21 protein-coding genes are annotated in these 21,823 nt (G+C 62.3%); 12 read left to right on the top strand and 9 right to left on the bottom strand.

Annotated features, from left to right (window positions below):
• Nucleotides 1–386: 386 nt before the first annotated feature.
• From hrpB to AC1DOG_RS13135, 3 genes are all read left to right on the top strand, one after another.
• Complete coding sequence (gene hrpB / locus AC1DOG_RS13145) at nucleotides 387–2,852, top strand: ATP-dependent helicase HrpB (protein WP_477928526.1); 2,466 nt, start codon at nucleotides 387–389, stop codon at nucleotides 2,850–2,852.
• Between the two features lie 27 nt (nucleotides 2,853–2,879).
• The gene (locus AC1DOG_RS13140; protein ID WP_112942650.1) at nucleotides 2,880–4,190 is read left to right on the top strand and encodes an ActS/PrrB/RegB family redox-sensitive histidine kinase; all 1,311 of its coding nucleotides are present in this window, start codon (nucleotides 2,880–2,882) and stop codon (nucleotides 4,188–4,190) included.
• A gap of 68 nt (nucleotides 4,191–4,258) precedes the next feature.
• Entirely contained in the window at nucleotides 4,259–4,834 is a 576-nt protein-coding gene (locus AC1DOG_RS13135) for an ActR/PrrA/RegA family redox response regulator transcription factor (RefSeq protein ID WP_477928524.1), read from the top strand.
• An 8-nt stretch (nucleotides 4,835–4,842) separates the two neighbouring features.
• Here AC1DOG_RS13135 and AC1DOG_RS13130 read toward each other — a convergent pair whose 3' ends face one another.
• Complete coding sequence (locus AC1DOG_RS13130) at nucleotides 4,843–5,337, bottom strand: MmcB family DNA repair protein (RefSeq protein ID WP_026283480.1); 495 nt, start codon at nucleotides 5,335–5,337, stop codon at nucleotides 4,843–4,845.
• Nucleotides 5,338–5,518: 181 nt separating this feature from the next.
• On the opposite strand from AC1DOG_RS13130, the gene AC1DOG_RS13125 reads away from it, so the two are divergent.
• A complete protein-coding gene (locus AC1DOG_RS13125) occupies nucleotides 5,519–6,208 on the top strand; it encodes a L,D-transpeptidase (protein ID WP_018901167.1) in 690 nt (229 codons plus the stop codon).
• A 94-nt stretch (nucleotides 6,209–6,302) separates the two neighbouring features.
• Here the strand turns inward: AC1DOG_RS13125 and AC1DOG_RS13120 are convergent, their stop codons facing one another.
• From AC1DOG_RS13120 to hslV, 5 genes are all read right to left on the bottom strand, one after another.
• Nucleotides 6,303–8,474, bottom strand: coding sequence for a malate synthase G (locus AC1DOG_RS13120; protein ID WP_477928521.1), 2,172 nt, complete (start codon nucleotides 8,472–8,474; stop codon nucleotides 6,303–6,305).
• 98 nt (nucleotides 8,475–8,572) lie between these two features.
• On the bottom strand, nucleotides 8,573–9,976 hold the full coding sequence (locus AC1DOG_RS13115; RefSeq protein WP_477928519.1) for a cytochrome P450: 1,404 nt from the start codon (nucleotides 9,974–9,976) through the stop codon (nucleotides 8,573–8,575).
• Nucleotides 9,977–10,025: 49 nt separating this feature from the next.
• Nucleotides 10,026–10,973: a DUF1402 family protein gene (locus AC1DOG_RS13110; RefSeq protein ID WP_113199385.1), complete on the bottom strand. Its 948-nt coding sequence runs from the start codon at nucleotides 10,971–10,973 to the stop codon at nucleotides 10,026–10,028.
• A gap of 218 nt (nucleotides 10,974–11,191) precedes the next feature.
• Nucleotides 11,192–12,502, bottom strand: a complete 1,311-nt coding sequence (gene hslU / locus AC1DOG_RS13105; protein WP_047509255.1) for an ATP-dependent protease ATPase subunit HslU — start codon at nucleotides 12,500–12,502, stop codon at nucleotides 11,192–11,194.
• Nucleotides 12,503–12,577: 75 nt separating this feature from the next.
• Nucleotides 12,578–13,102 carry an ATP-dependent protease subunit HslV gene (gene hslV / locus AC1DOG_RS13100; protein ID WP_018901162.1) on the bottom strand — a complete coding sequence of 175 codons (525 nt, stop codon included), beginning with the start codon at nucleotides 13,100–13,102 and terminating at the stop codon, nucleotides 12,578–12,580.
• 177 nt (nucleotides 13,103–13,279) lie between these two features.
• Between hslV and hisB the strand changes: the two genes are divergently transcribed.
• Genes hisB through coaA form a run of 7 tightly spaced genes read left to right on the top strand, consistent with a single transcriptional unit; the run spans nucleotide 13,280 to nucleotide 17,931 of the window.
• Nucleotides 13,280–13,888, top strand: coding sequence for an imidazoleglycerol-phosphate dehydratase HisB (hisB, locus tag AC1DOG_RS13095; RefSeq protein ID WP_018901161.1), 609 nt, complete (start codon nucleotides 13,280–13,282; stop codon nucleotides 13,886–13,888).
• Nucleotides 13,889–13,911: 23 nt separating this feature from the next.
• Nucleotides 13,912–14,394, top strand: coding sequence for a DUF2628 domain-containing protein (locus AC1DOG_RS13090; RefSeq protein WP_477928516.1), 483 nt, complete (start codon nucleotides 13,912–13,914; stop codon nucleotides 14,392–14,394).
• Nucleotides 14,394–15,044, top strand: coding sequence for an imidazole glycerol phosphate synthase subunit HisH (gene hisH, locus AC1DOG_RS13085; RefSeq protein WP_113199376.1), 651 nt, complete (start codon nucleotides 14,394–14,396; stop codon nucleotides 15,042–15,044). The genes AC1DOG_RS13090 and hisH overlap by 1 nt, the downstream gene beginning before the upstream one ends.
• Nucleotides 15,045–15,070: 26 nt before the next feature.
• Nucleotides 15,071–15,820, top strand: coding sequence for a 1-(5-phosphoribosyl)-5-[(5-phosphoribosylamino)methylideneamino]imidazole-4-carboxamide isomerase (hisA, locus tag AC1DOG_RS13080; RefSeq protein WP_477928513.1), 750 nt, complete (start codon nucleotides 15,071–15,073; stop codon nucleotides 15,818–15,820).
• Nucleotides 15,817–16,599: an imidazole glycerol phosphate synthase subunit HisF gene (hisF, locus tag AC1DOG_RS13075; RefSeq protein ID WP_477928511.1), complete on the top strand. Its 783-nt coding sequence runs from the start codon at nucleotides 15,817–15,819 to the stop codon at nucleotides 16,597–16,599. The genes hisA and hisF overlap by 4 nt, the downstream gene beginning before the upstream one ends.
• A 16-nt stretch (nucleotides 16,600–16,615) precedes the next feature.
• A complete protein-coding gene (locus AC1DOG_RS13070; RefSeq protein ID WP_477928509.1) occupies nucleotides 16,616–16,936 on the top strand; it encodes a phosphoribosyl-ATP diphosphatase in 321 nt (106 codons plus the stop codon).
• Nucleotides 16,936–17,931: a type I pantothenate kinase gene (gene coaA, locus AC1DOG_RS13065; protein WP_112533133.1), complete on the top strand. Its 996-nt coding sequence runs from the start codon at nucleotides 16,936–16,938 to the stop codon at nucleotides 17,929–17,931. The genes AC1DOG_RS13070 and coaA overlap by 1 nt, the downstream gene beginning before the upstream one ends.
• Here coaA and AC1DOG_RS13060 read toward each other — a convergent pair.
• The 3 genes from AC1DOG_RS13060 to AC1DOG_RS13050 form a co-directional block, all read right to left on the bottom strand.
• Entirely contained in the window at nucleotides 17,928–18,539 is a 612-nt protein-coding gene (locus tag AC1DOG_RS13060) for an alpha-ketoglutarate-dependent dioxygenase AlkB family protein (protein WP_477928507.1), read from the bottom strand. The two genes, coaA and AC1DOG_RS13060, sit on opposite strands and share 4 nt — an antisense overlap.
• A gap of 16 nt (nucleotides 18,540–18,555) precedes the next feature.
• Nucleotides 18,556–18,990, bottom strand: coding sequence for an alternative ribosome rescue aminoacyl-tRNA hydrolase ArfB (gene arfB, locus AC1DOG_RS13055; protein WP_018901153.1), 435 nt, complete (start codon nucleotides 18,988–18,990; stop codon nucleotides 18,556–18,558).
• A gap of 109 nt (nucleotides 18,991–19,099) precedes the next feature.
• Nucleotides 19,100–20,710 (bottom strand): phosphoenolpyruvate carboxykinase, encoded by a 1,611-nt coding sequence (locus tag AC1DOG_RS13050; RefSeq protein WP_477928505.1) that lies wholly within the window; start codon nucleotides 20,708–20,710, stop codon nucleotides 19,100–19,102.
• A 342-nt stretch (nucleotides 20,711–21,052) separates the two neighbouring features.
• Between AC1DOG_RS13050 and AC1DOG_RS13045 the strand changes: the two genes are divergently transcribed.
• Nucleotides 21,053–21,784, top strand: coding sequence for a response regulator transcription factor (locus AC1DOG_RS13045; protein WP_196809369.1), 732 nt, complete (start codon nucleotides 21,053–21,055; stop codon nucleotides 21,782–21,784).
• The last annotated feature ends 39 nt before the right edge of the window (nucleotides 21,785–21,823 follow it).

The following is a 21,823-nucleotide window of genomic DNA, read 5'->3' as shown; positions in this document are numbered from 1 at the left end:
AAATCCAGAGCGAAAGTCACCGTCGCCAGCAGCGCCGCCGCCCTCGTTCTGTGAAGCGGCTTATAAGGCCCCTAAGCCGAACAAGTCAACAAGCACACGCAAAGTTTTTTGACAGTTTTATAACATGTTGTTTTGACTGGGGGAATTTCACGCACATCGGATAGCGGCCAGATTGGCTTTGTGACAGCGCCGGCGGTTTTCGAGGCTGATCGCGTCGGAACGGCCTAAAACAGGCACTTTACACCCTTCATGCAGCATCGAACCCGCGCAATCGGCATCATGACCGGTTTGCCGAACCGCCCTCGCCCTTTATAGAGTGCGCTTTATAGAGAGATGTGGGGCCGTTCCGCCCAGCCATATATATAGTCAGAGAGGACAGACGAGGCGTGATCGACCTGCGTGCCCTGCCGGAGCTACCGGTCTCCCATGTTCTGCCCGAGATCGGCGCGGCGCTAACCACAGCGCGGCGCGCCGTGCTCTCGGCGCCGCCGGGGGCGGGCAAGACGACGCTGGTACCGCTTTATCTCCTCAATGAGGCCTGGCGCGGCGATGGCAGGATCATTCTGCTCGAACCACGACGGTTGGCGGCGCGCGCGGCGGCCGGGCGGATGGCGGCACTGCTCAGTGAGAGTGTCGGCGAGACCGTCGGCTATCGCATGCGGCTCGATACCAGGATTTCGGCGCGGACGCGGATCGAGGTGGTGACCGAGGGCGTGTTCGCGCGGATGATCCTCGACGATCCCGAGCTCTCCGGCGTATCGGCGGTGATCTTCGACGAATTTCACGAGCGGTCGCTCGACGCCGATTTCGGCCTGGCGCTGGCGCTSGACGTGCAATCGGCGCTGCGCGAGGATCTCAGGATCCTGGTCATGTCGGCGACGCTCGATGTGGCCGGCGTGGTGGCGCTGCTCGACAACCCGCCCTTGATCGAAAGCATGGGACGCAGCTTCCCGATCGATATTCGCTATCAGGATCGGCCAGGCGGGGAGCGGATCGAGGATACGATGACGCGCGCCATTGTCGACGCGCACAGAGCAGAGAGCGGATCGATCCTCGCCTTTCTGCCCGGACAGGCTGAAATCACCAGGACGGCCGAGCGGCTGCGGGAGAGGTTCGACGCGGCCACCGTGATCGCGCCGCTTTACGGCAATCTCAGCCAGAAGGAACAGGACGCGGCGATCCGGCCGGCGGCGACCGGAACCCGCAAGATCGTGCTGGCGACCTCGATCGCCGAGACCTCGATCACCATCGACGGTGTCCGGATCGTGATCGACAGCGGGTTGCAGCGCCTGCCGGTGTTCGAGGCATCGACAGGGATTACCCGGCTGGAGACGGTTAAGGTGTCACGAGCCTCGGCCGACCAGCGGGCCGGACGCGCCGGGCGAACCGAGCCTGGGATTGCCATCCGGCTCTGGCATCAGGGTCAGACGGCGGCGATGCCCGCCTTCACGCCGCCGCAGATCCTCTCAACCGATCTTTCCGGCCTCGTGCTCGATCTCGCCCATTGGGGCGTGCAGGATACGCGGGCGCTCGGCTTCATGGACCAGCCGCCGGAGACGACGCTTGCCGAGGCGCGCGCGCTGCTGCGCGAACTCGGCGCACTCGACCGGGATGGAGGGCTGACGGCGCGCGGGCGGGAGATGCGTGATATGGCACTGCCCCCGCGGCTGGCTGCAATGGTGCTCTCCTCGGGCGAGACCGGCCACGCCAGGGACGCGGCGATGATGGCCGTGCTTCTGACGGAACAGGGATTGGGCGGGACGAGCATCGATCTCGAGGACCGGTTGCGCCGGTTCAAATCCGAGCGCGGTGAGCGGGCCGAGGCGGCGCGGCAGCTGGCGGGACGGTTGGCGAAGGGGCGCGATCAGATCGTGGCGGAAGAGCCGGGGCTTGCCGGCCGTTTGCTTATTCACGCCTTTCCCGATCGGATCGCACTGCAGCGCGGCGGGCGCGGCAGATTCGTGATGGCCAATGGGCGCGGTGCTGAGATCGCAGAGACCGAGCGGCTGGCGAGCAGCCCGATGCTTGTGATCGCCGACCTCACGGGCCGGGCGGCGCAGGCGCGGATTCTCGCGGCGGCAGAGGTGACGCGCGGGGATGTCGAGGCGGAGCTGCCGGGCGCAATCCGCACCGACGACCAGACCTTCTTCGACCGGCAAAGCAAGCAGGTGCGGGCAAGGCGGGCGACGCGGCTCGGCGCCATCGTTTTCGACGAGACGCCGCTGCCCCGACCATCCGGCGAGGCTGTTACGCGAGCGCTGGCCGAGGGGATCAAGGAGATGGGGCTGGAGCAGCTGCCGTTTTCCAAGGAAGCGATGCAGCTGCGCGAGCGGATCGGCTTTCTTTATAGAAGCATTGGCGCGCCATGGCCCGACATGAGCGAGGCGGCGCTGCTTTCCCGCATGGACGACTGGTTCATTCCCTATCAGGCGGATGCGCGCGGGCTTTCCGACATTTCGGCGGGCGGGCTTTCGAACGGATTGATGGCGCTGGTGCCGCATGAGTTGCAACGCGACCTTGCGCGGCTGGCGCCGACGCATTTCGAGGCGCCGACGGGGCAGCGGCATCCGATACAATATGACGGGGAAGAGCCGACGCTGACCATCCGCGTCCAGGAACTGTTCGGGCTGAAGACGCATCCTGCCATTGCAGGCGGGCGGCTTTCGCTGCTGCTCGAGCTGACATCGCCGGCGCATCGACCGATCCAGACGACGCGCGATCTTCCAGGGTTCTGGGCCGGAAGCTGGAAGGATGTGCGCGCCGACATGCGCGGGCGCTATCCCCGGCATCCATGGCCGGAGAGACCGGAAGAAGCACTGCCGACCACCCGGGCAAAACCACGAGGAACATGAGCCGCAATGCCGATCAAGAATAAAGAGATGGCCGACAAGGTCGAAAGCATGCCCGAGGAAGACAGGCAGAGCAGCCGCCGGCTGAGGCTGGAGACACTGGTGCGTCTGCGCTGGCTTGCCGTCTGCGGACAGACCGCCACGGTGCTGATCGTTGCGCTGTGGCTGCAATTTCCGCTTCCGGTGCAGGCCTGCATTGCGCTGATCACGGCGCTGGCGATCGTCAACTTTTATCTGATGATCCGCTACCCTGCGACACACCGCATCGACCCGGTGGCGGCGCTGGCGCTGCTCGGCTTCGATCTGTTGCAGCTTTGCGCGCTGCTCTTCATCACCGGCGGGCTGGTCAATCCATTCGCGGTTCTGGTGTGCGTTCCCGTTATCATCGCCTTCGCGTCGCAGCCGATCCGATACAGCATGCCGCTGATCGTGGTGGCGTTGGCCTGCATCACCATACTGCCGTTCACGCCCTTCCCGCTTCCCTGGTTCGACGGGGCGGAGATCGACATTCCAAGCTTCATGCAGTTCGGGGTCTGGTGTGCGATCGCGTCCACCATGACGTTTGCCGCCTTTTATGCCTATCGGGTCTCTATGGAAGGGCGGCAGCTGGCCGAAGCGCTGGCGGCGACGGAGCTGGTGCTGCAGCGCGAGAAGCATCTGTCGCAGCTTGATGGCCTGGCCGCGGCCGCCGCACATGAGCTGGGAACGCCGCTCGCGACGATCAGCGTCGTTGCCAAGGAGATGGAGCGGGAGCTGAAGGACGACGATCGCTTCCGTGAGGATGTGCAGCTGCTGCGCAGCCAGAGCGAGCGGTGCCGGGACATCCTGCGCCGGCTGACCACGCTCTCGGCCGAGGGCGACGCGCATCTGAGGCGGTTGCCGCTCTCCTCGATGATGGAGGAGATCGTCGCGCCGCATCGCGAATTCGGTATCAAGCTCAACCTCGTCGAGAAAGCGCCGCGCAAGGGCGAGCCGGTGACGGAGCGCAATGCCGGGATGATGTACGGGCTTGGCAATCTGGTCGAGAATGCCGTCGATTATGCCCGTCAGGAGGTGACTGTCACGGTGGAGCATGACCAGGAGAAAGTGCGCATCACCATCGAGGACGACGGCGAAGGCTATTCGCCCGACATCCTGCTCAGGATCGGCGAGCCCTATGTGACCAAGCGGCAGAAGGAGGACCGCGCGGGCGGGCTGGGGCTCGGGCTGTTCATCGCCAAGACTCTGCTGGAACGCTCTGGCGCGGTGCTGACCTTCGAAAATCGAGGTCCTGACTATGTCGGCGCGCGCGTTCGCGTCGAATGGCCGCGCGTGCTGATCGATACGCATTCGACAAAATGAGCCGATGGGGCTAAAGAAAACGCAATGCAATAGGCCTATATCGGGCTGACAGCGCCAGGATTGAATAAATGAGCGAGCAGATTACCGACCCCTCCCCCGCCAGCGACAACCATATCGGCCCCGATGCGAGCCTGCTGATCGTCGATGACGACGGACCGTTCCTGCGCCGGTTGGCGCGCGCCATGGAGACGCGCGGCTTTCAGGTGGAGACCGCGGAATCGGTGGCGGAGGGTGTGGCCAAGTCTCACGCCAATCCGCCGAAATACGCGGTGCTCGACCTGCGGCTCGGCGATGGTAATGGTCTCGAAGTAATCGAGGCGATCCGCCAGAAACGCGAAGATACCCGTATCGTCGTCCTCACCGGTTACGGTAATATCGCAACTGCGGTCACCGCGGTGAAGCTCGGCGCTGTCGACTATCTCGCCAAGCCGGCGGATGCCGACGATGTCTATGCTGCGCTGACACAGCGCAGCGGCGAGAAGGTCGAGCTGCCTGAGAACCCGATGTCGGCCGACCGGGTTCGCTGGGAGCATATCCAGCGCGTCTACGAGATTTGCGAACGCAACGTTTCGGAGACGGCGCGCCGGCTCAACATGCACCGCCGCACATTGCAGCGCATTCTCGCCAAGCGGGCGCCGAAGTAAATTCAAATTTAGATATCGTCGACGCCGAGCGGCTTGCCGGTGGCCCATTCGGCCATCAGCAGGCGCTGGGCGGCCGCGCGCGAAAAGTTCAGCGTGACGGATTTGCGGGTGGCGGGCGCGAGCTTATGCTCGGGCGCCTCGCGGATCATGTGGGCGCCATAGCCATCCGAGAGAAACAGGCCGCAATCCTCCGGGAAGATATCGAGCGGCACATCCTTGTGTGTCGCGAAGAACAGCCGGTCGCAATGCAGGCGGTATTCCGGCCATTTGCGGTCCACCCTGAAGTCCTCGATCGAGGTCTTGATCTCGATGATCCAGATCTCGCCCTTGTCCGAGACGGTGATCAGATCGGCGCGCCGGCCGCTTGCGAGCGGTAGTTCGGGCAGCACGGCGTGACGCATCTCGTGAAGTAGAATTTGAGTCCCCCGACGCACCAGCATGGCCCTGTCCGATTGCCGGCCATCGATTAACGGATTGTTATTGTAAACACTCAAAATCGTCATGGATAAGTTGGGGTCCGGCGCCCGCGTTGTTGCAAAAAAACCATGCGGTTCTAGTTTGCCATTGCGTAATTGCTCCGCCGCATTGCAACAGCTTGCCAAGGCGAAGTTAATCGAAAATAAACCATAATCTAAGATGGTTCGAAAGAACGATCCTCCCTTGCCCCATTCTTAAGAGACATCCATGCGCATCCGCAATGCACTTCCTGTATTCGGCCTGATGGCGACGCTCGCTCTGGCCGGTTGCTCCACGACTTCCGAGAGCGCCTCTGTTGAAAACAAGGCTGCCATGCCGGGTCCGACAGTCCAGACCGCGCAGATCTTCGACGACGCTTACGGCGTCACGACGGATGCCGGATATTCGCTGCCGGCGATCCCGATCCAGAAGGTCAAGCCGCAGTTCCACAGGCAGGTTGTCTCGTACGAAACCACGGAACGTCCGGGCACGATCATCGTCAACACCCGCGAACGCTTCCTCTACTACATCATGCCCGGCGGCAAGGCGATGCGCTACGGCATCGGCGTCGGCAAGCAGGGCTTCGCATGGGCCGGCACCGCATACGTCGCCTGGAAGCAGGAATGGCCGAACTGGCATCCCCCGAAGGAAATGGCCGTTCGCCGCCCCGAGATCGCCAAGTACGTCGAAGACGGCATGGGTCCTGGCCTTTCCAACCCGCTCGGTGCGCGCGCCATGTACCTCTTCAACGAAGAAGGCAAGGACACGCTGTTCCGCCTGCACGGCACGCCGGAATGGGCCTCGATCGGCACCGCCGCTTCGTCGGGCTGCATTCGTCTGATCAACCAGGACGTTATCGACCTTTACAGCCGCGTCCGTCCGGGCAAGACGACCTCCAAGGTCATTGTCATCCAGTAAGTTGGGTCATCCAGTAAGCTGGACCTGAAATTCGGTATAAAAAAGGCCGCCGGAACATTCGTTCCGGCGGCCTTTTTGTGTCTGCTGGTGGGGATCAGGCCGCTTGCGCGGCCTTCAGCTCCAGGCGGCGGCGGTGCAGGACCGGCTCGGTATAGCCGTTCGGCTGGGCCCTGCCCTTCAGCACCAGTTCGAGCGCGGCCTGGAAGGCGATCGAGTGGTCGAAATCTTTAGCCATCGGCTGATAGGCCGCGTCGCCAGCGTTCTGACCATCGACGACGGCGGCCATGCGCTTCATCGTCTCGACGATCTGATCTTCGGTGACCACCTTATGGTGCAGCCAGTTGGCCATGTGCTGCGCCGAGATGCGCAGCGTCGCGCGGTCTTCCATCAGGCCGACATTGTTGATGTCCGGAACCTTGGAGCAGCCGACGCCCTGATCGACCCAGCGCACGACGTAGCCCAGGATCCCCTGCGCGTTGTTGTCGAGCTCGCGCTGGATTTCCTCGGGCGTCCAGTTCGGACGGACGGCGACGGGCACGGAGAGGATGTCGCTCAGCTTGGCGCGCGGGCGATCCTTCAGGCCGCGCTGGACATTGGCGACGTTGACGCGGTGATAATGGGTGGCGTGCAGCGTGGCGGCCGTCGGCGACGGGACCCAGGCGGTGTTGGCGCCGGCCTTGGGATGGGCGATCTTCTGCTCCAGCATGGCCGCCATCAGATCAGGCATCGCCCACATGCCCTTGCCGATCTGCGCGTGGCCGGAGAGGCCGCATTCGAGACCGATATCGACGTTCCAGTTCTCGTAAGCCGCGATCCAGGCGGCCTGCTTCATGTCGCCCTTGCGGATCATCGGACCCGCTTCCATCGAGGTATGCATCTCGTCGCCGGTGCGATCGAGGAAGCCGGTGTTGATGAAGACGACGCGCTCGCGGGCGGCGCGAATGCATTCCTTGAGATTGACGGTGGTGCGGCGTTCCTCGTCCATGATGCCCATCTTCATGGTGTTTTTCGCCATGCCGAGCGCATCCTCGACGCGGCCGAAGATCTCGACCGCGAAGGCGACTTCCTCGGGGCCGTGCATCTTCGGCTTGACGACATACATGGAGCCGGTGCGCGAATTCTTGCGGCGGCCGTTCGGGCCGATATCGTAGAGCGCGATGGCGGCGGTGATCATCGCGTCCATGATGCCTTCGGGCACCTCGTTGCCATCGCGATCAAGGATAGCCGGATTCGTCATAAGGTGACCGACATTGCGGATCAGCATCAGCGACCGGCGATGGACCTCGAAGCTGGCGCCATCCGGGCCGGCGTAATCGAGATCGGGATTGAGTTTGCGGATGAAGCTCTTGCCGCCCTTAACGACCTCTTCCTGCAGATCTCCCTTCATCAGGCCGAGCCAGTTGCGGTAAACTTCGGTCTTGTCCTCGGCGTCGACGGCAGCGATGGAATCCTCGCAGTCCATGATCGTGGTGATGGCGGATTCAAGCCAGACATCGGAGATGTGGGCGGCGTCGCTCTTGCCGATCGCCGTTCCGGCATCGATGACGATGTCGATATGGATGCCGTTGTTCTTCAGGAGGATGTTGGTCGGAGCCGCCGCATCGCCTCGATAGCCGGCGAAATGCGAGGCATCCTTCAGCGCGACATGCTCGCCGTCAGTCGAGGTGATCGCGAGCGCGCCGTCCTTGATGACGAGACCGGCGACGTCCTTCCAGCTCCAGTCGACAAGCGGAACGGCATTGTCGAGGAAGTCGCGGACCCAGGCGATAACCTTTTCACCGCGTTTCGGGTTGTAGCCCTTGCCCTTCTCGGCGCCGTCAGCCTCGGAAATGGCATCGGTGCCGTAGAGCGCGTCATAGAGCGAGCCCCAGCGGGCGTTGGCGGCGTTCAGAGCGTAGCGGGCGTTCATGACCGGAACGACCAGCTGCGGGCCGGCGATGGAGGCGATCTCGGGATCGACATTCGTCGTGGTGACCTGGAAATCGGAGCCCTCGGGAAGGAGATAGCCGATCTCGCGCAGGAATGCCTGATAGGCGTCCATATCGGTGGGGGCACCATGCTGGCGATACCAATCGTCGATGCGCAGTTGCAGCGCGTCGCGCTTGGCGAGCAGTTCGCGGTTTTTTGGCGCCAGATCGTGGACGATGGCCGAGAAGTCGGCAAAGAACTTGTCCGCATCGAGCCCGAGACCGGGAAGCGCCTCCTTGACCAGGAAATCATGAAGGACGGCTTCAATCGCAAGACCGTGTTTTTCGATGCGGCTCATAGACTATCTCCTCGGGCGGCGCGTTTTTCGCATGCTGCCACTTTGACCGGCTTTCATTCATAGTCAATCAGGCAATAGTTTGAAAGATTTATGCCTTTTCAGGCAAAAACTCTCGGCGTGACGCGCATCGGCAGGCCGTTCTGCGGCTGGGTGGTCAGTTTCTGCACCGGCCAGGGATTGGTCTCATCGGTCATGTCGAAGCGGAAGCGATGCATCATCACAGCAAGTGCTATCACCGCCTCCTGCAGCGCGAAGGTGGCGCCGATGCAGACGCGCGGGCCGGCGCCGAAGGGGAGGAATTGGAAACGGCTGATCTTGGCGCGGTTTTCGGGCAGGAAGCGCTCGGGCATGTAGGCGCGAGGCTTGTCCCAATAGAGTTCGTGGCGATGCAGCGTCCATGGCATGATCAGCACGGTGACGCCGGCCTCGATCTCGACGGTTTCGCCCTTGGCATTCGTCCAGCGATCGTCTGACATCGCGGCGCGATTGATCGACGGGGCCGGCGGATATAGGCGCAGCGCTTCCTCGAAGGCGGCGCGAGTATAGGGCATGAGATCGAGCCATTTCACCGGCTCGGCGCCTGTTGCCAGCACGCGGTCGATCTCTTCTTCCATCGCGTCGCGGATATGCGGCGTGTTGGCGACGCAATAGAGCGTCCAGGCGAGTGCCCGGGCCGTGGTTTCGTGGCCGGCGCCGATGAAGGTCAGGATATTGTCTTCGATCTCGGCGTTGGTCAGCCCGCCCGACTTGGCCTGGTCGAGGAGCAGAGTCAGGAAATCCTCGGGCGTCGTGTCGCGGTCCGCTTCCATGCGGGCCAAGCGCGCATCCATGGTTTCGCGGACGATGGTGCGAAATTTCTCCAGCACCTTCTGCCCACCGATACGGGTGACGCGGGGCACCCAGGAGGGAGCGCGCAACAGGTCCATCGGATCTACGCGGCCCATGCGATGCAGGAGCGCGTTGACGTCGTCGGCGAAGCTGTCTGAAGAGGTAACGATCTCGCCTGAGAACAGCGTGTCGGCGAGGATGGCGAAGGTGAGTTCGGCCATGTCGCTGGCGATCTCGAAGGTCTTTCCGTCGCTGCCCGCTTCTTCGTACTTGCGGACGTACTCTTCCGACTGGCGCAGCATCTGGCCGGCGAAGCCGTTGGCGTGACGCGGCGTGAAGACTGGTGCGACGGCTTTGCGCGAACGCTTCCAGACCTCGCCTTCCGCCGTCAGCAAGCCGTCGCGCAGGATGGGCCGCAGGATCAGCTGTCGGATATCCGACATGCGGTAATTGGCGGCGTTATCGACCAGCACATGCTTGATCAGGCCGGGATCGTTGACGATGATCGTGCGTTCGCGGAAGAACTTCGTCTTGATGAAGGGCAGCGTGTAGGACGGCTCGCCCCATAGCTCCAGCGGATTGCGCAGGATGGTGCGGATGATCTCAAGCCGGCTCGGCGGCACGGTGCGCGGAACGGGCGCTGGCGGAACGAACGGATCTGGACGCATGTCCATCGGATACTAGCCTTTCGCGGAAGATTGCCCTCCCCGGCAGGCTAAAAAACTAGAGCAGGCGCTCCAGATCGTCCAGCTTGTCGTTGATCAACCATCCGTAATAGTTCTCTTCCGGCCAGACCGTTTCGCCCGACGCGCGGTTCTTGGCGGCCAGCGCTGCGGCGCGCTGGCGGGAATTGCCGAGATTGTAGAGCGTTGCCGTCAGGCCCGGGTTCTTCGAGATATCCATGCCGGCGATCTGCTTGTAGTCGTCGATCGAGCGGCGCACGGCGGCGGCGACGAAGGCCAGCGAGATATCCGGGTCCATGATCGCCTTGTAGACGCTGCCGGCATCCTTCTCGTTGAGCTTGTTGATACCGGAAACGCGGCTGACGAGGTCGGAAAGCATCAGGGCCGTCAGCGGATTGATCTGGCCGAGGCCGAAGGTCTGGCCGGCGTAGAAGGGCTGGAAGAAGACGGCGCTGAAGCGGTTGTTCGGGAAGCTCTTGCCGCCGACGGTCTTGCCGCGGAAATCGCTTTCCCAGACATCCTCGCGGCAGCTCCACAGCGTGTAGGAATCGCTCTTGCCGTTGCACTCGGCAAATTGCGGGCGCTTGATGAAATCGTCCACATCCTCGCCGTCATAGGCGAAGCGGAAGCTCTGGCCGGCGTAGGACGCGGCCTTGACGTAGTAAGACTGCAGGCGGTCGTAGGCGTCGACATTATAGGTGTGCTCGCCGACGATGGCGCCGATGACGTGAATCGGGTCGATGCCATAGGCGGCCGAGACCTTCTTGATCTTGCCCATCAGCTCGTGGTCCGTCGCCAGGAGCTCATGGACCTTGTCGTACTTGCGATCGAAGGTGGTCTTGGTGCCCTTGGTGCGTCGGACCGATGCGCCGGGGACGTTCGGCTGCTCGACGTTGCGATTGCCCGGAGGCACGAGCTGCATGGAAAAAGCGGGCGCGGCGGTCAAGACCGTGGCGGCAATTACAAGGCTCGTCAGAAGGCGTCGCACGATCAGCTTTCCCATCATTTCCAATAGAGGCATTTCCGGTATCGGTCGGCATTTCCAGCTTGGCTGGCGCGCTGACTGTACCAAAATCTTGGCCGAATAATGCTGGCGCCAACAACAAAACGGGCCTTTCACTAAAAAGTAAAAGGCCCGTTGTCGAGAGTTCAGTCGGTCAAAGTTACGGCATCATGCCAGTAAAGCCTGAGACCGGTGTTTGCGCATCACAGAATGAAGCGCGAGAGGTCGGTGTTCTGGGCGAGATCGCCGACATGCTTGCGCACATATTCGGCGTCGATGGTCACAGCGGTGCCGCCGCGATCCGGCGCGTTGAAGGAGATCTCGTCCAGCACGCGCTCCATCACCGTCTGCAAGCGACGCGCGCCGATGTTTTCGACCGAGGCGTTCAGGTGAACGGCCACGTCTGCCAGCGCATCGATGCCGTCATCAGTGAATTCCAGCGTCAGGCCTTCGGTTTCCATCAGCGCCTTGTACTGGCGGATGAGGCTGGCTTCGGTTTCCGTAAGAATACGGCGGAAGTCTTCCTTGGTCAGCGGGCGCAGCTCGACGCGGATCGGCAAACGACCCTGCAATTCCGGCAGCAGGTCCGACGGCTTGGACACGTGGAAGGCGCCCGATGCGATGAACAGGACGTGGTCGGTCTTCACCGGCCCGTACTTGGTCGACACGGTCGTGCCTTCGACCAATGGGAGCAGGTCGCGCTGCACGCCTTCGCGGGAGACGCCCGCGCCCATGCCGCCATCGCGGGCGGCGATCTTGTCGATCTCGTCGAGGAAGACGATGCCGTCGTTTTCGACGGAGCGCACGGCCTCGCGCTGGATGACTTCATTGTCAATCAGCTTGTCGGATTCGTCGCGGATCAGGTCGGTGTAGGAGGCCTTGACGGTGGTGCGCACCTTCTTGGTGCGGCCGCCCATGGCCTTGCCGAACATTTCCGACAGGTTGATCATGCCGATATTGCCACCGCCCGGCATGCCGGGGATATCGAAGCCGCCCATGCCGGTGCTGGTATCGGCCACTTCGATGTCGATTTCCTTGTCGTCGAGCTCACCCGCACGCAGCTTCTTGCGAAAACTGTCGCGGGTGGCCGGCGAGGCGGTCGATCCGACCAGCGCGTCGAGCACGCGTTCCTCGGCGCTCATATGGGCCTTGGCCTCGACCTCGGCGCGCTTCTTTTCGCGCGCAAGGCCGATGCCGACCTCGACCAGATCGCGGACGATCTGCTCGACATCGCGGCCGACATAGCCGACTTCGGTGAACTTGGTGGCTTCGACCTTGATAAAGGGCGCGCCGGCGAGCTTGGCGAGGCGGCGGGAGATTTCCGTCTTGCCGACGCCGGTCGGGCCGATCATCAGGATGTTCTTGGGCATCACTTCGTCGCGCAGGCTCTCATCAAGCTGCTGGCGGCGCCAGCGGTTGCGCAGCGCAATGGCGACGGCGCGCTTGGCGTCATGCTGGCCGATGATGTGGCGGTCCAGCTCGGAGACGATTTCCCGGGGAGAAAAATTGGTCATGGTATCCTCTTGGCTTTCCTGCTCCGGCCGGCCGTTCTCGGCCCGGCCCACAGGACCCATTGTGAACGATTGCCGTTATTCGGCGTCGAGCGTTTCGACCACGAGATTGTGGTTGGTGTAGACGCAGATATCGGCGGCGATATCGAGCGCCCGGCGGGCCACTTCTTCGGCCGACTTGTCGCTGTCCATCAGCGCGCGAGCGGCGGCGAATGCGTAGTTGCCGCCGGAGCCGATGGCGATGGCGCCATGCTCGGGCTCAAGCACATCGCCGTTGCCGGTGATTGCCAGCGTCACCGACTTGTCGGCGACCAGCATCATGGCTTCGAGGTTGCGCAGGTACTTGTCGGTGCGCCAATCCTTGGCGAGCTCGACTGCGGCGCGCATCAGCTGGCCGGGATACTGCTCGAGCTTCTTCTCGAGCCGCTCCAGCAGCGTGAAGGCATCGGCGGTGGCACCGGCGAAACCGGCAATGACATCGCCCTTGCCGATGCGGCGCACCTTGCGGGCATTGCCCTTCATGACGGTCTGGCCGAGGCTGACCTGTCCGTCGCCCGCCATGATGACCTTGCCGCCCTTTCGAACTGTAATAATGGTTGTCATCGAATATACCCTAGCCCGTCAGGCGGGCCCTTACCTCGGGCCGCACATCGGCCCTGTTGAGCCCTATGTAAGTTGGCGAATGCCGATTGCAATTGGCTTCGATTTCTCGACCCGCGCTTCTGGATATTTCCCGGCACGCCTGATAAGGAACCCGCGTATTTCCGGAGGGAGCGCCATATGGCCGAGACCGCAGCAAGCCGTACGGGATCCGTATCCCGCAAGACCAACGAGACCTCGGTTTCCGTTTCCGTCAATCTCGACGGCACCGGGAAATCGACGATTTCGACCGGCGTCGGCTTCTTCGACCATATGCTTGATCAACTGTCGCGACATTCGCTGATCGACATGGAGATCGAGACCAAGGGCGATCTGCACGTCGACGACCACCATGCGGTGGAAGACACGGGCATCGCCATCGGCCAGGCCATCGCCAAGGCGCTCGGCGACCGTCGCGGCATCACCCGCTACGCCTCGATCGATCTGGCCATGGACGAAACGATGACGAAGGCCGCCGTCGACCTCTCCGGCCGTCCCTTCCTCGTCTGGAACGTGTCGTTCAGCGCGCCGAAGATCGGCACGTTCGACACCGAACTCGTCCGCGAATTCTTTCAGGCACTCGCCCAGAACGCCGGGATCACCTTGCATATCCTGAACCATTATGGTGCCAACAACCACCATATTGCCGAGACATGCTTCAAGGCCGTCGCCCGCGCGCTGCGCACGGCGACAGAGATCGATCCTAGGCAGGCGGGCCGTGTACCCTCGACGAAGGGCACGCTCGTCTAAGCCCCTTCAGGGAGCTTGACGACATGACTTCCAGCTATCTGGTTCTGACCGCCCCTGGCGGCGCCGATATCAAGCACGAGAAGACGCGCTTCATTCGCGATGGCTTCACCGTACTCGGCTTCCTTTTTCCCTGGATCTGGCTCACCGTCCATCGGCTCTGGCTCTACGCGGTCGCCGCCTTTCTCTTGCAGAGCGTCGGCGGCGCGCTGATGGATCAGCCCGGACTGTGGCTGGTCGGCTTTGCCGTGACGTTCGGCACCAGCCTGCTTGTCGGGTTCGAGGGGCAGAACCTACGGGTTCGCAACCTTGCCTCCAAGGGCTGGCAGGACGATACGCTGATTTCGGCCGATCGGCTCGATGTCGCCGAGGAAATCTACTTTTCTGAAATTCAGACCGATCTCGGTGACGGCACTCCCTTGCCGTCTCCCAAATGGGATGGCGGGAACCGCACTGAGCGCGGCACCGCAACATCCCTCGGTCTCTTTGGCTTTGATGGAGGACGCTGATGCGCGTCGCAATTATCGATTACGGTTCCGGCAATCTGCGTTCGGCGACGAAGGCCTTTGAACGGGCCGCTCGCGAGGCTGGTGTCGACGCGGTGATCGACCTCACCGACAAGGCCGAGGTCGTTGCCGCCGCCGATCGCGTCGTGCTGCCTGGTGTCGGGGCCTATGCCGATTGCCGCCGTGGACTGGACGCCGTGCCCGGGATGACCGAGGCGCTGATCGACGTGGTCGAGAAGAAGGCGCGGCCGTTCCTCGGCATCTGCGTCGGCATGCAGCTGATGTCCTCGCGCGGGCTGGAGAAGACCACGACCGAGGGCCTCGGCTGGATTCCCGGCGACGTCGTTGAAATGACGCCTGATGATCCCAATCTGAAGATACCGCAGATCGGCTGGAACACGCTGGACCTCAAGCGCCCTCACCCGCTGTTCGAGGGTATTGCGACCGGTGCCGACGGGCTGCATGCCTATTTCGTGCATTCCTACCATCTGGCCGCGCAGAACCCCGAGGATGTGATCGCGACCACAGGCTACGGCGGGCCGCTGACGGCCTTTGTCGGGCGCGACAACATGGCGGGCGCGCAGTTTCATCCGGAGAAGAGCCAGAAGCTCGGTCTTGCCCTGATTGCCAATTTCCTGCGCTGGAAGCCCTGAGCTCGCGCCTTTGAAGGACTGACAGAATGATCCTATTTCCCGCCATCGACCTCAAGGACGGCCAGTGCGTTCGCCTCAAGCTGGGCGATATGGAGCAGGCCACCGTCTACAATCCCGACCCCGGCGCGCAGGCCAAGGCCTTCGAGGACCAGGGTTTCGAATGGCTGCACGTGGTCGACCTCAACGGCGCATTCGCCGGCGAGAGCGTCAATGGGGCTGCCGTCGATGCAATCCTGAAGGCCACGAAGAACCCGGTGCAGCTGGGCGGCGGTATCCGCACGCTCGATCACATCGAAAGCTGGCTGTCGCGCGGGCTTTCGCGCGTGATTCTCGGGACCGTTGCGGTGCGCGATCCGGCGCTTGTGATCGAGGCCTGCAAGAAATTTCCGGGCCATGTGGCCGTCGGCATCGATGCCAAGGGCGGCAAGGTGGCTGTCGAGGGTTGGGCGGAAGCGTCCGAGCTCGGCATCATCGAGCTCGCCAAAAAGTTCGAGGGCGCCGGTGTGGCAGCGATCATCTATACCGATATCGACCGCGACGGCATCCTGACCGGGATCAACTGGGATTCGACGCTGGAACTGGCCGACGCCGTATCGATCCCTGTCATCGCATCGGGCGGACTGGCCTCGATCGACGACATCAAGCGGATGCTGAAGCCGGATGCCGCCAAGCTTGAGGGCGCGATTTCCGGCCGCGCGCTCTATGATGGCCGTATCGACCCCACGGAAGCGCTGGCGCTCATTAAAGCGTCGCGCGCGAAGGAGACCGCGCAATGACCCTGAAGGCTCGCGTCATCCCCTGCCTCGATGTCAAGGACGGCCGTGTCGTCAAGGGCGTTAACTTCCTCAACCTCGTCGATGCCGGCGATCCCGTCGAGGCCGCCAAGGCCTATGATGCAGCGGGCGCCGACGAACTCTGCTTCCTCGATATCACCGCCTCTTCCGACAACCGCGAGACAATCTTCGACGTGGTGTCGCGCACGGCCGACCAGTGCTTCATGCCTGTCACCGTCGGCGGCGGTGTTCGCACGATCGCAGACATTCGCAAGCTGCTGCTCTGCGGCGCCGACAAGGTGTCGATCAATTCGGCCGCCGTCAGCAATCCCGATTTCGTGGCGGAAGCGGCCGACAAGTTCGGCGACCAGTGCATCGTGGTGTCGATCGACGCCAAGCGGCGGCAGACGCCGGCTGATGGCGAGGCCAGCGCCTGGGAGATCTACACCCATGGCGGTCGCAACGCGACGGGCATCGATGCGGTGGATTTCGCGCGCAAAATGGTCGAGCGCGGGGCCGGCGAATTGCTGGTGACCTCGATGGACCGCGACGGAACGAAAGCCGGCTACGATCTGGCGCTGACGCGGGCGATCGCGGATGCGGTGCGCGTTCCCGTCATCGCGTCCGGCGGTGTGGGCGATCTCGACGATCTCGTGGCCGGCGTCAAGGAAGGCCATGCGACCGCGGTTCTCGCCGCCTCGATCTTCCACTTCGGCACCTATTCCGTCGGCGAAGCGAAGCGCTATATGTCTTCCTGCGGCATCGACATGCGTCTCGACTGAGACTGAAAGCGATATGATGAGCGAATTCACACTCAGCGACCTCGAAACGATCGTCGACGCGCGGTCGAAGGCTTCGCCCGACGAATCCTGGACGGCGAAGCTCGTTGCGGCCGGCCAGCAGAAGGCGGCGAAGAAGCTTGGCGAGGAAGCGATCGAAGCCGTGATGGCGGCCGTCACCGACGATCGCGAAAACCTCACCTACGAGGCGGCCGACGTGCTCTATCATCTCTTGGTCGTATTGAAGATCGCCGGTATTCCGCTACAAGATGTCATGGCGGAACTTGAGCGCCGTACCGCTCAATCCGGCCTCAGGGAGAAGGCCAGTCGGCAAAGCTGATGGGTATCGCAAGACAGATCACCGGTGCGCCCGAAGCGCACGATCATTTCCAGGCGAATGCCTATTCGCCCTACCACTTCTTTTCATCCGAGGAATGGGCGAAGTTCAGGGCGGATACGCCGATGACGCTGACCTCGGACGAGGTCAAGCGGCTGCGCTCGATGGGCGACCCGATCGATCTCGACGAAGTTCGGCGCATCTATCTCTCGGTATCGCGCCTGCTTTCGGCACATGTGGAATCGTCGCTGCTCCTGTTCAAGCAGCGCAACCGGTTCCTCAGCCTGTCGAACGTGGCGAAGACGCCGTTCGTGATAGGGATCGCCGGCTCTGTGGCGGTGGGCAAATCGACCACCGCGCGTATCCTGAAAGAACTTCTGCGCCGCTGGCCCTCGAGCCCAAAGGTGGATCTCGTTACGACAGACGGCTTTCTCTATCCCAACGCAGTGCTGCAGCGGGAAAACCTGATGCAGCGCAAGGGTTTCCCCGAGAGTTACGACACCGGCGCGATCCTGCGGTTTCTGGCGGCGATCAAGGCCGGGCAGCCGGATGTCAAGGCGCCGTCCTACTCCCACCTCGTCTATGACGTGCTGCCGAACGAATACAAGATCATCGACCGCCCTGATATCCTGATCTTCGAAGGGATCAACGTGCTGCAATCGCGCGACCTGCCGGCGGGGGGAAAGATCGTGCCGATGGTCTCGGATTTCTTCGACTTCTCGATCTATATCGACGCGGACGAAAGCCGGATTCACGACTGGTACGTGACCCGCTTCATGGGCCTGCGCGAGACCGCGTTTCGCGATCCGAACTCGTTCTTCCACCGCTACGCCTCGATCAGCGAGGAGGAAGCGCTGTCGATCGCCGAGGGGCTCTGGCAGAACATCAACCTGAAGAACCTGCGCGAAAACATTCTGCCGACGCGTCCGCGCGCCGACCTGATCCTGCGCAAGGGGCAGAACCATCTGATCGAGCAGGTGGCGCTGCGCAAGCTTTAAGGCGTTACACGCCGAAGCGTGAGGTTGATGCGGCCGCCATTCTTCAGCAGCGTAGATGTCGACGGGTAAATGCGGTCGACGCCGTGGAAACACAGGCGCCCCTCGCCGCCCAGAATGACGACATCGCCGCTTGAGAGCTTGAAGGACATGGTCTTGTCCGTGCGCTCGAGGCCGCCGACGCGAAACAGGCAGGTGTTGCCGAGAGAGATTGACACGACGGGCGCTGACAGATCCTGCTCGTCCTTGTCCTGATGCAGGCCCATCTTCGCTTCGTCCGAGTAGAAATTGATGAGACAGGCCTCGGGTGGCTTTTCGTAGCCCGACACATCATTCCAGATATCGAGCAATTCGGCCGGGATTTGAGGCCAGGGATTTCCCGTGGCCGGATGGGTCGGCTGGTAGCGATAGCCTCGCTCCTTATCGGTGACCCAGCCGAGCGCGCCGCAATTGGTCATGCGCACCGACATGGGTTTGCCGGTGCCGGGCATGACGGGTGTGTAGAGCGGCGCCTGCGTGACGATAGAGCGGATGATTTCGACCAGCGCTTCCTGGCGGGGTCGGCTCAGATAATCAGGGCTGTGGCGAATGCCGTTCGGCAGCTGCAGCATCGCGCCCTCCTCTGGCTTACTCGCCGCTCGGGCGGCTGCGCATCTTCTTGACGTCGGAGCGGCCGGATTTGGCCTTCAGCCGACGTTCCACGGAGCCCTTGGTCGGCTTGGTCTTCTTGCGCGGCGGCGGCGGCGGTTTAGCTGCCTCGAGGATCAACTCCTTCAACCGCTCACGCGCATCCTCGCGGTTGCGCTCCTGGCTGCGGAAGCGGCTGGCCTCGATCATCAGCACGCCTTCCTTGGACATGCGACGGCCCGCCAGTTTCACGGCGTTGATCTTCACGCGCTCGTTCAGCGCCGGGGAATTCTGGATGTTGAAGAACAGCTGGACTGATGTCGAGACCTTGTTGACGTTCTGCCCGCCGGGACCGCCCGCCAGAACGAACTGTTCCGTCAGTTCCCATCCTGAAATGGTGATCCTGTCGTTGATATAGAGCGGGTCGCTGGCCATGTGATGTCTATCTCACATCGTCTCCCGCTTGGAAAGGCGCTTCAAAACGCGCAAAACCCGACCTTTCCGGGCCGGGTTTCACGTGAATCATCAATCAGTTGTCGCTGATTTACTCAGCGGCTACCCGAAAACCCGGGGCCGCATCGCGCACTCCACCGTCGACGTGACCTTCGAACTTGGCGAAATTGTCGATGAACATGGTCACCAGCTTGTTCGCCTGCGCGTCGTAGGCGGCAGCATCGGCCCAGGTCGAGCGCGGATCGAGAATGCCGCTTTCGACACCTTCAACCGCGACCGGAACGGCGAAACCGAAGTTCGGATCGGCGCGGAAGTTTGCCTTGCTCAGCTCACCCGAGAGGGCGGCTGCGAGCAGCGCGCGCGTCGCCTTGATCGGCATGCGCTTGCCGGTGCCATAGGCGCCGCCGGTCCAGCCGGTGTTGACGAGCCAGCATTCAACGCCGTGGCGGCCGATCAGCTCCTTCAACAGATTGCCGTATTCCGACGGGTGCCGGGGCATGAACGGGGCGCCGAAGCAGGTCGAGAAGGTTGCTTCCGGCTCGGTCACGCCGCGTTCCGTGCCGGCGACCTTGGCGGTGTAGCCGGACAGGAAGTGGTACATGGCTTGATCCGGCGTCAGCTTGGCGATCGGCGGCATGACGCCGAAAGCATCAGCAGTCAGCATGATGATCGTCGTCGGATGGCCGGCGCGGCCGGTTTCCGAGGCGTTCGGGATGAAATCGAGCGGATAGGCGCAGCGGGTGTTTTCCGTGAGCGAACCGTCGTTGAAATCCGGAATACGGTTTTCATCGAGCACGACGTTCTCAAGCACGGTGCCGAAACGCTGTGTCGTCGCGTAGATTTCCGGCTCGGCTTCGGCCGAGAGGCGGATGGTCTTGGCGTAGCAGCCGCCTTCGAAATTGAAGATGCCGTCTTCGCCCCAGCCATGCTCATCGTCGCCGATCAGCGTGCGGGCCGGATCGGCCGAAAGCGTCGTCTTGCCGGTGCCCGACAGGCCGAAGAAGACAGCGGCATCGCCATCCGGGCCGACATTGGCCGAGCAGTGCATGGGCATGACGCCCTTGGCGGGCAGCAGGTAGTTCAGCGCGGTGAAGACCGACTTCTTCATTTCGCCGGCATAGAAGGTGCCGGCGATCAGGATTTCGCCGTTGGTCAGGTCGCAGGCGATGACGGTTTCAGTGCGGCAGCCGTAGCGCTCCGGATCGGCCTTGAAAGTCGGCAGGTCGATGATCGTCAGCTTCGGCATGAAACCGTCCAGCGTGGAACGCTCCGGCCGGATCAGCAGGTTGCGGATGAACAGCGAGTGCCAGGCAAGCTCAGTGACGACGCGGGTCGGCAGTGCGTTCGCCTTATCGGCACCGCCGATAAGGTCCTGCACGAAGAGCTCCTTGCCGGCGGCGTGCGCCAGCATGTCCTGCTTCAGAAGCGCGAAATGCTCGGGCGACATGGGCTTGTTGTTGTCCCACCAGATCTGGCCATCGGTATTCGCATCGCGGACGACGAACTTGTCCTTGGGCGAGCGGCCGGTGTGCTGGCCGGTCAATGCCCGCAAGGCGCCGTGAGCGGTGAGTTCGGCTTCTCCCCGGCGAATCGACTCTTCATAGAGGGAGGCGGCGGTGAAGTTATAGCGGACGCTCTTCGCGCCTGCGAAACCTGCCGTCGCCAGCTCTATCGCTGGGTTGTGTGTACCGAACTGCTCCATGGTCATTTCCTTCCCTTGGGGCTCAACGCCGTTAAGAACTGAGCGCGAACCTACGGACAGGATTTTTAAAACGCAAGTGGCATAAATCGATATTATTTAATGATATCAGTTATTTAATCGATTTACATTTCTGGCGTTTATTTTAAATCGTTTGAACTGGCTTGGCGCAGTCAATTTCACCGCACGACTTTCGGTTGTCTTCAAAAATTACCGATCGCCCCACCCTTTATCTTTGCCACAATTTGTTCCACCTTTATCCCCATAAGCGCATCCGGTTCATATGGCCGCCTGGGGACCTTTAAAAAACCTGGAGACGCGCATTAGATGACGGAGACGAATACAATGCCGACAATCGCGCTCGTTGATGACGACCGTAACATCCTGACCTCGGTGTCGATCGCGCTTGAGGCCGAAGGATACAAGGTCGAGACCTACACGGATGGCGCCTCGGCCCTTGACGGTCTTCTCGCCCGCCCGCCGCATCTGGCGATCTTCGATATCAAGATGCCGCGCATGGACGGAATGGAACTCTTGCGCCGTCTACGCCAGAAATCCGACATGCCGGTGATTTTCCTCACCTCCAAGGATGAAGAGATCGACGAGCTCTTCGGGCTGAAGATGGGCGCCGACGACTTCATTACCAAGCCGTTCTCGCAGCGACTGCTGGTCGAGCGCGTTCGTGCCGTCCTGCGCCGCGCCGCCGGCCGTGAAGCCGCGGCAGCTGCCGCGACGGGTGCAGCACCGAAGCCCGGTGCCGCCCAGCTCGCGCGTTCGCTCGAGCGCGGCCAGCTTGTCATGGACCAGGAGCGCCACACCTGCACCTGGAAGAGCGAGCCGGTGACGCTGACCGTCACCGAGTTCCTGATCCTGCATTCGCTGGCGCAGCGCCCCGGCGTCGTGAAAAGCCGTGACGCACTGATGGATGCGGCCTATGACGAGCAGGTCTATGTCGACGACCGCACCATCGACAGCCACATCAAGCGGCTGCGCAAGAAATTCAAGATGGTCGACAACGACTTTGATATGATTGAAACGCTCTACGGAGTGGGATACCGCTTCCGCGAAGCAGCCTGACGCCCAAGGGCGCGGCGGATAAGAATATATGAGAGCCGG

This window comes from Rhizobium sp. 01N48, from assembly GCF_056399145.1.
Note: the sequence above shows the minus strand (reverse complement) of the source record. Positions and strands in the feature narration are given on the sequence as shown.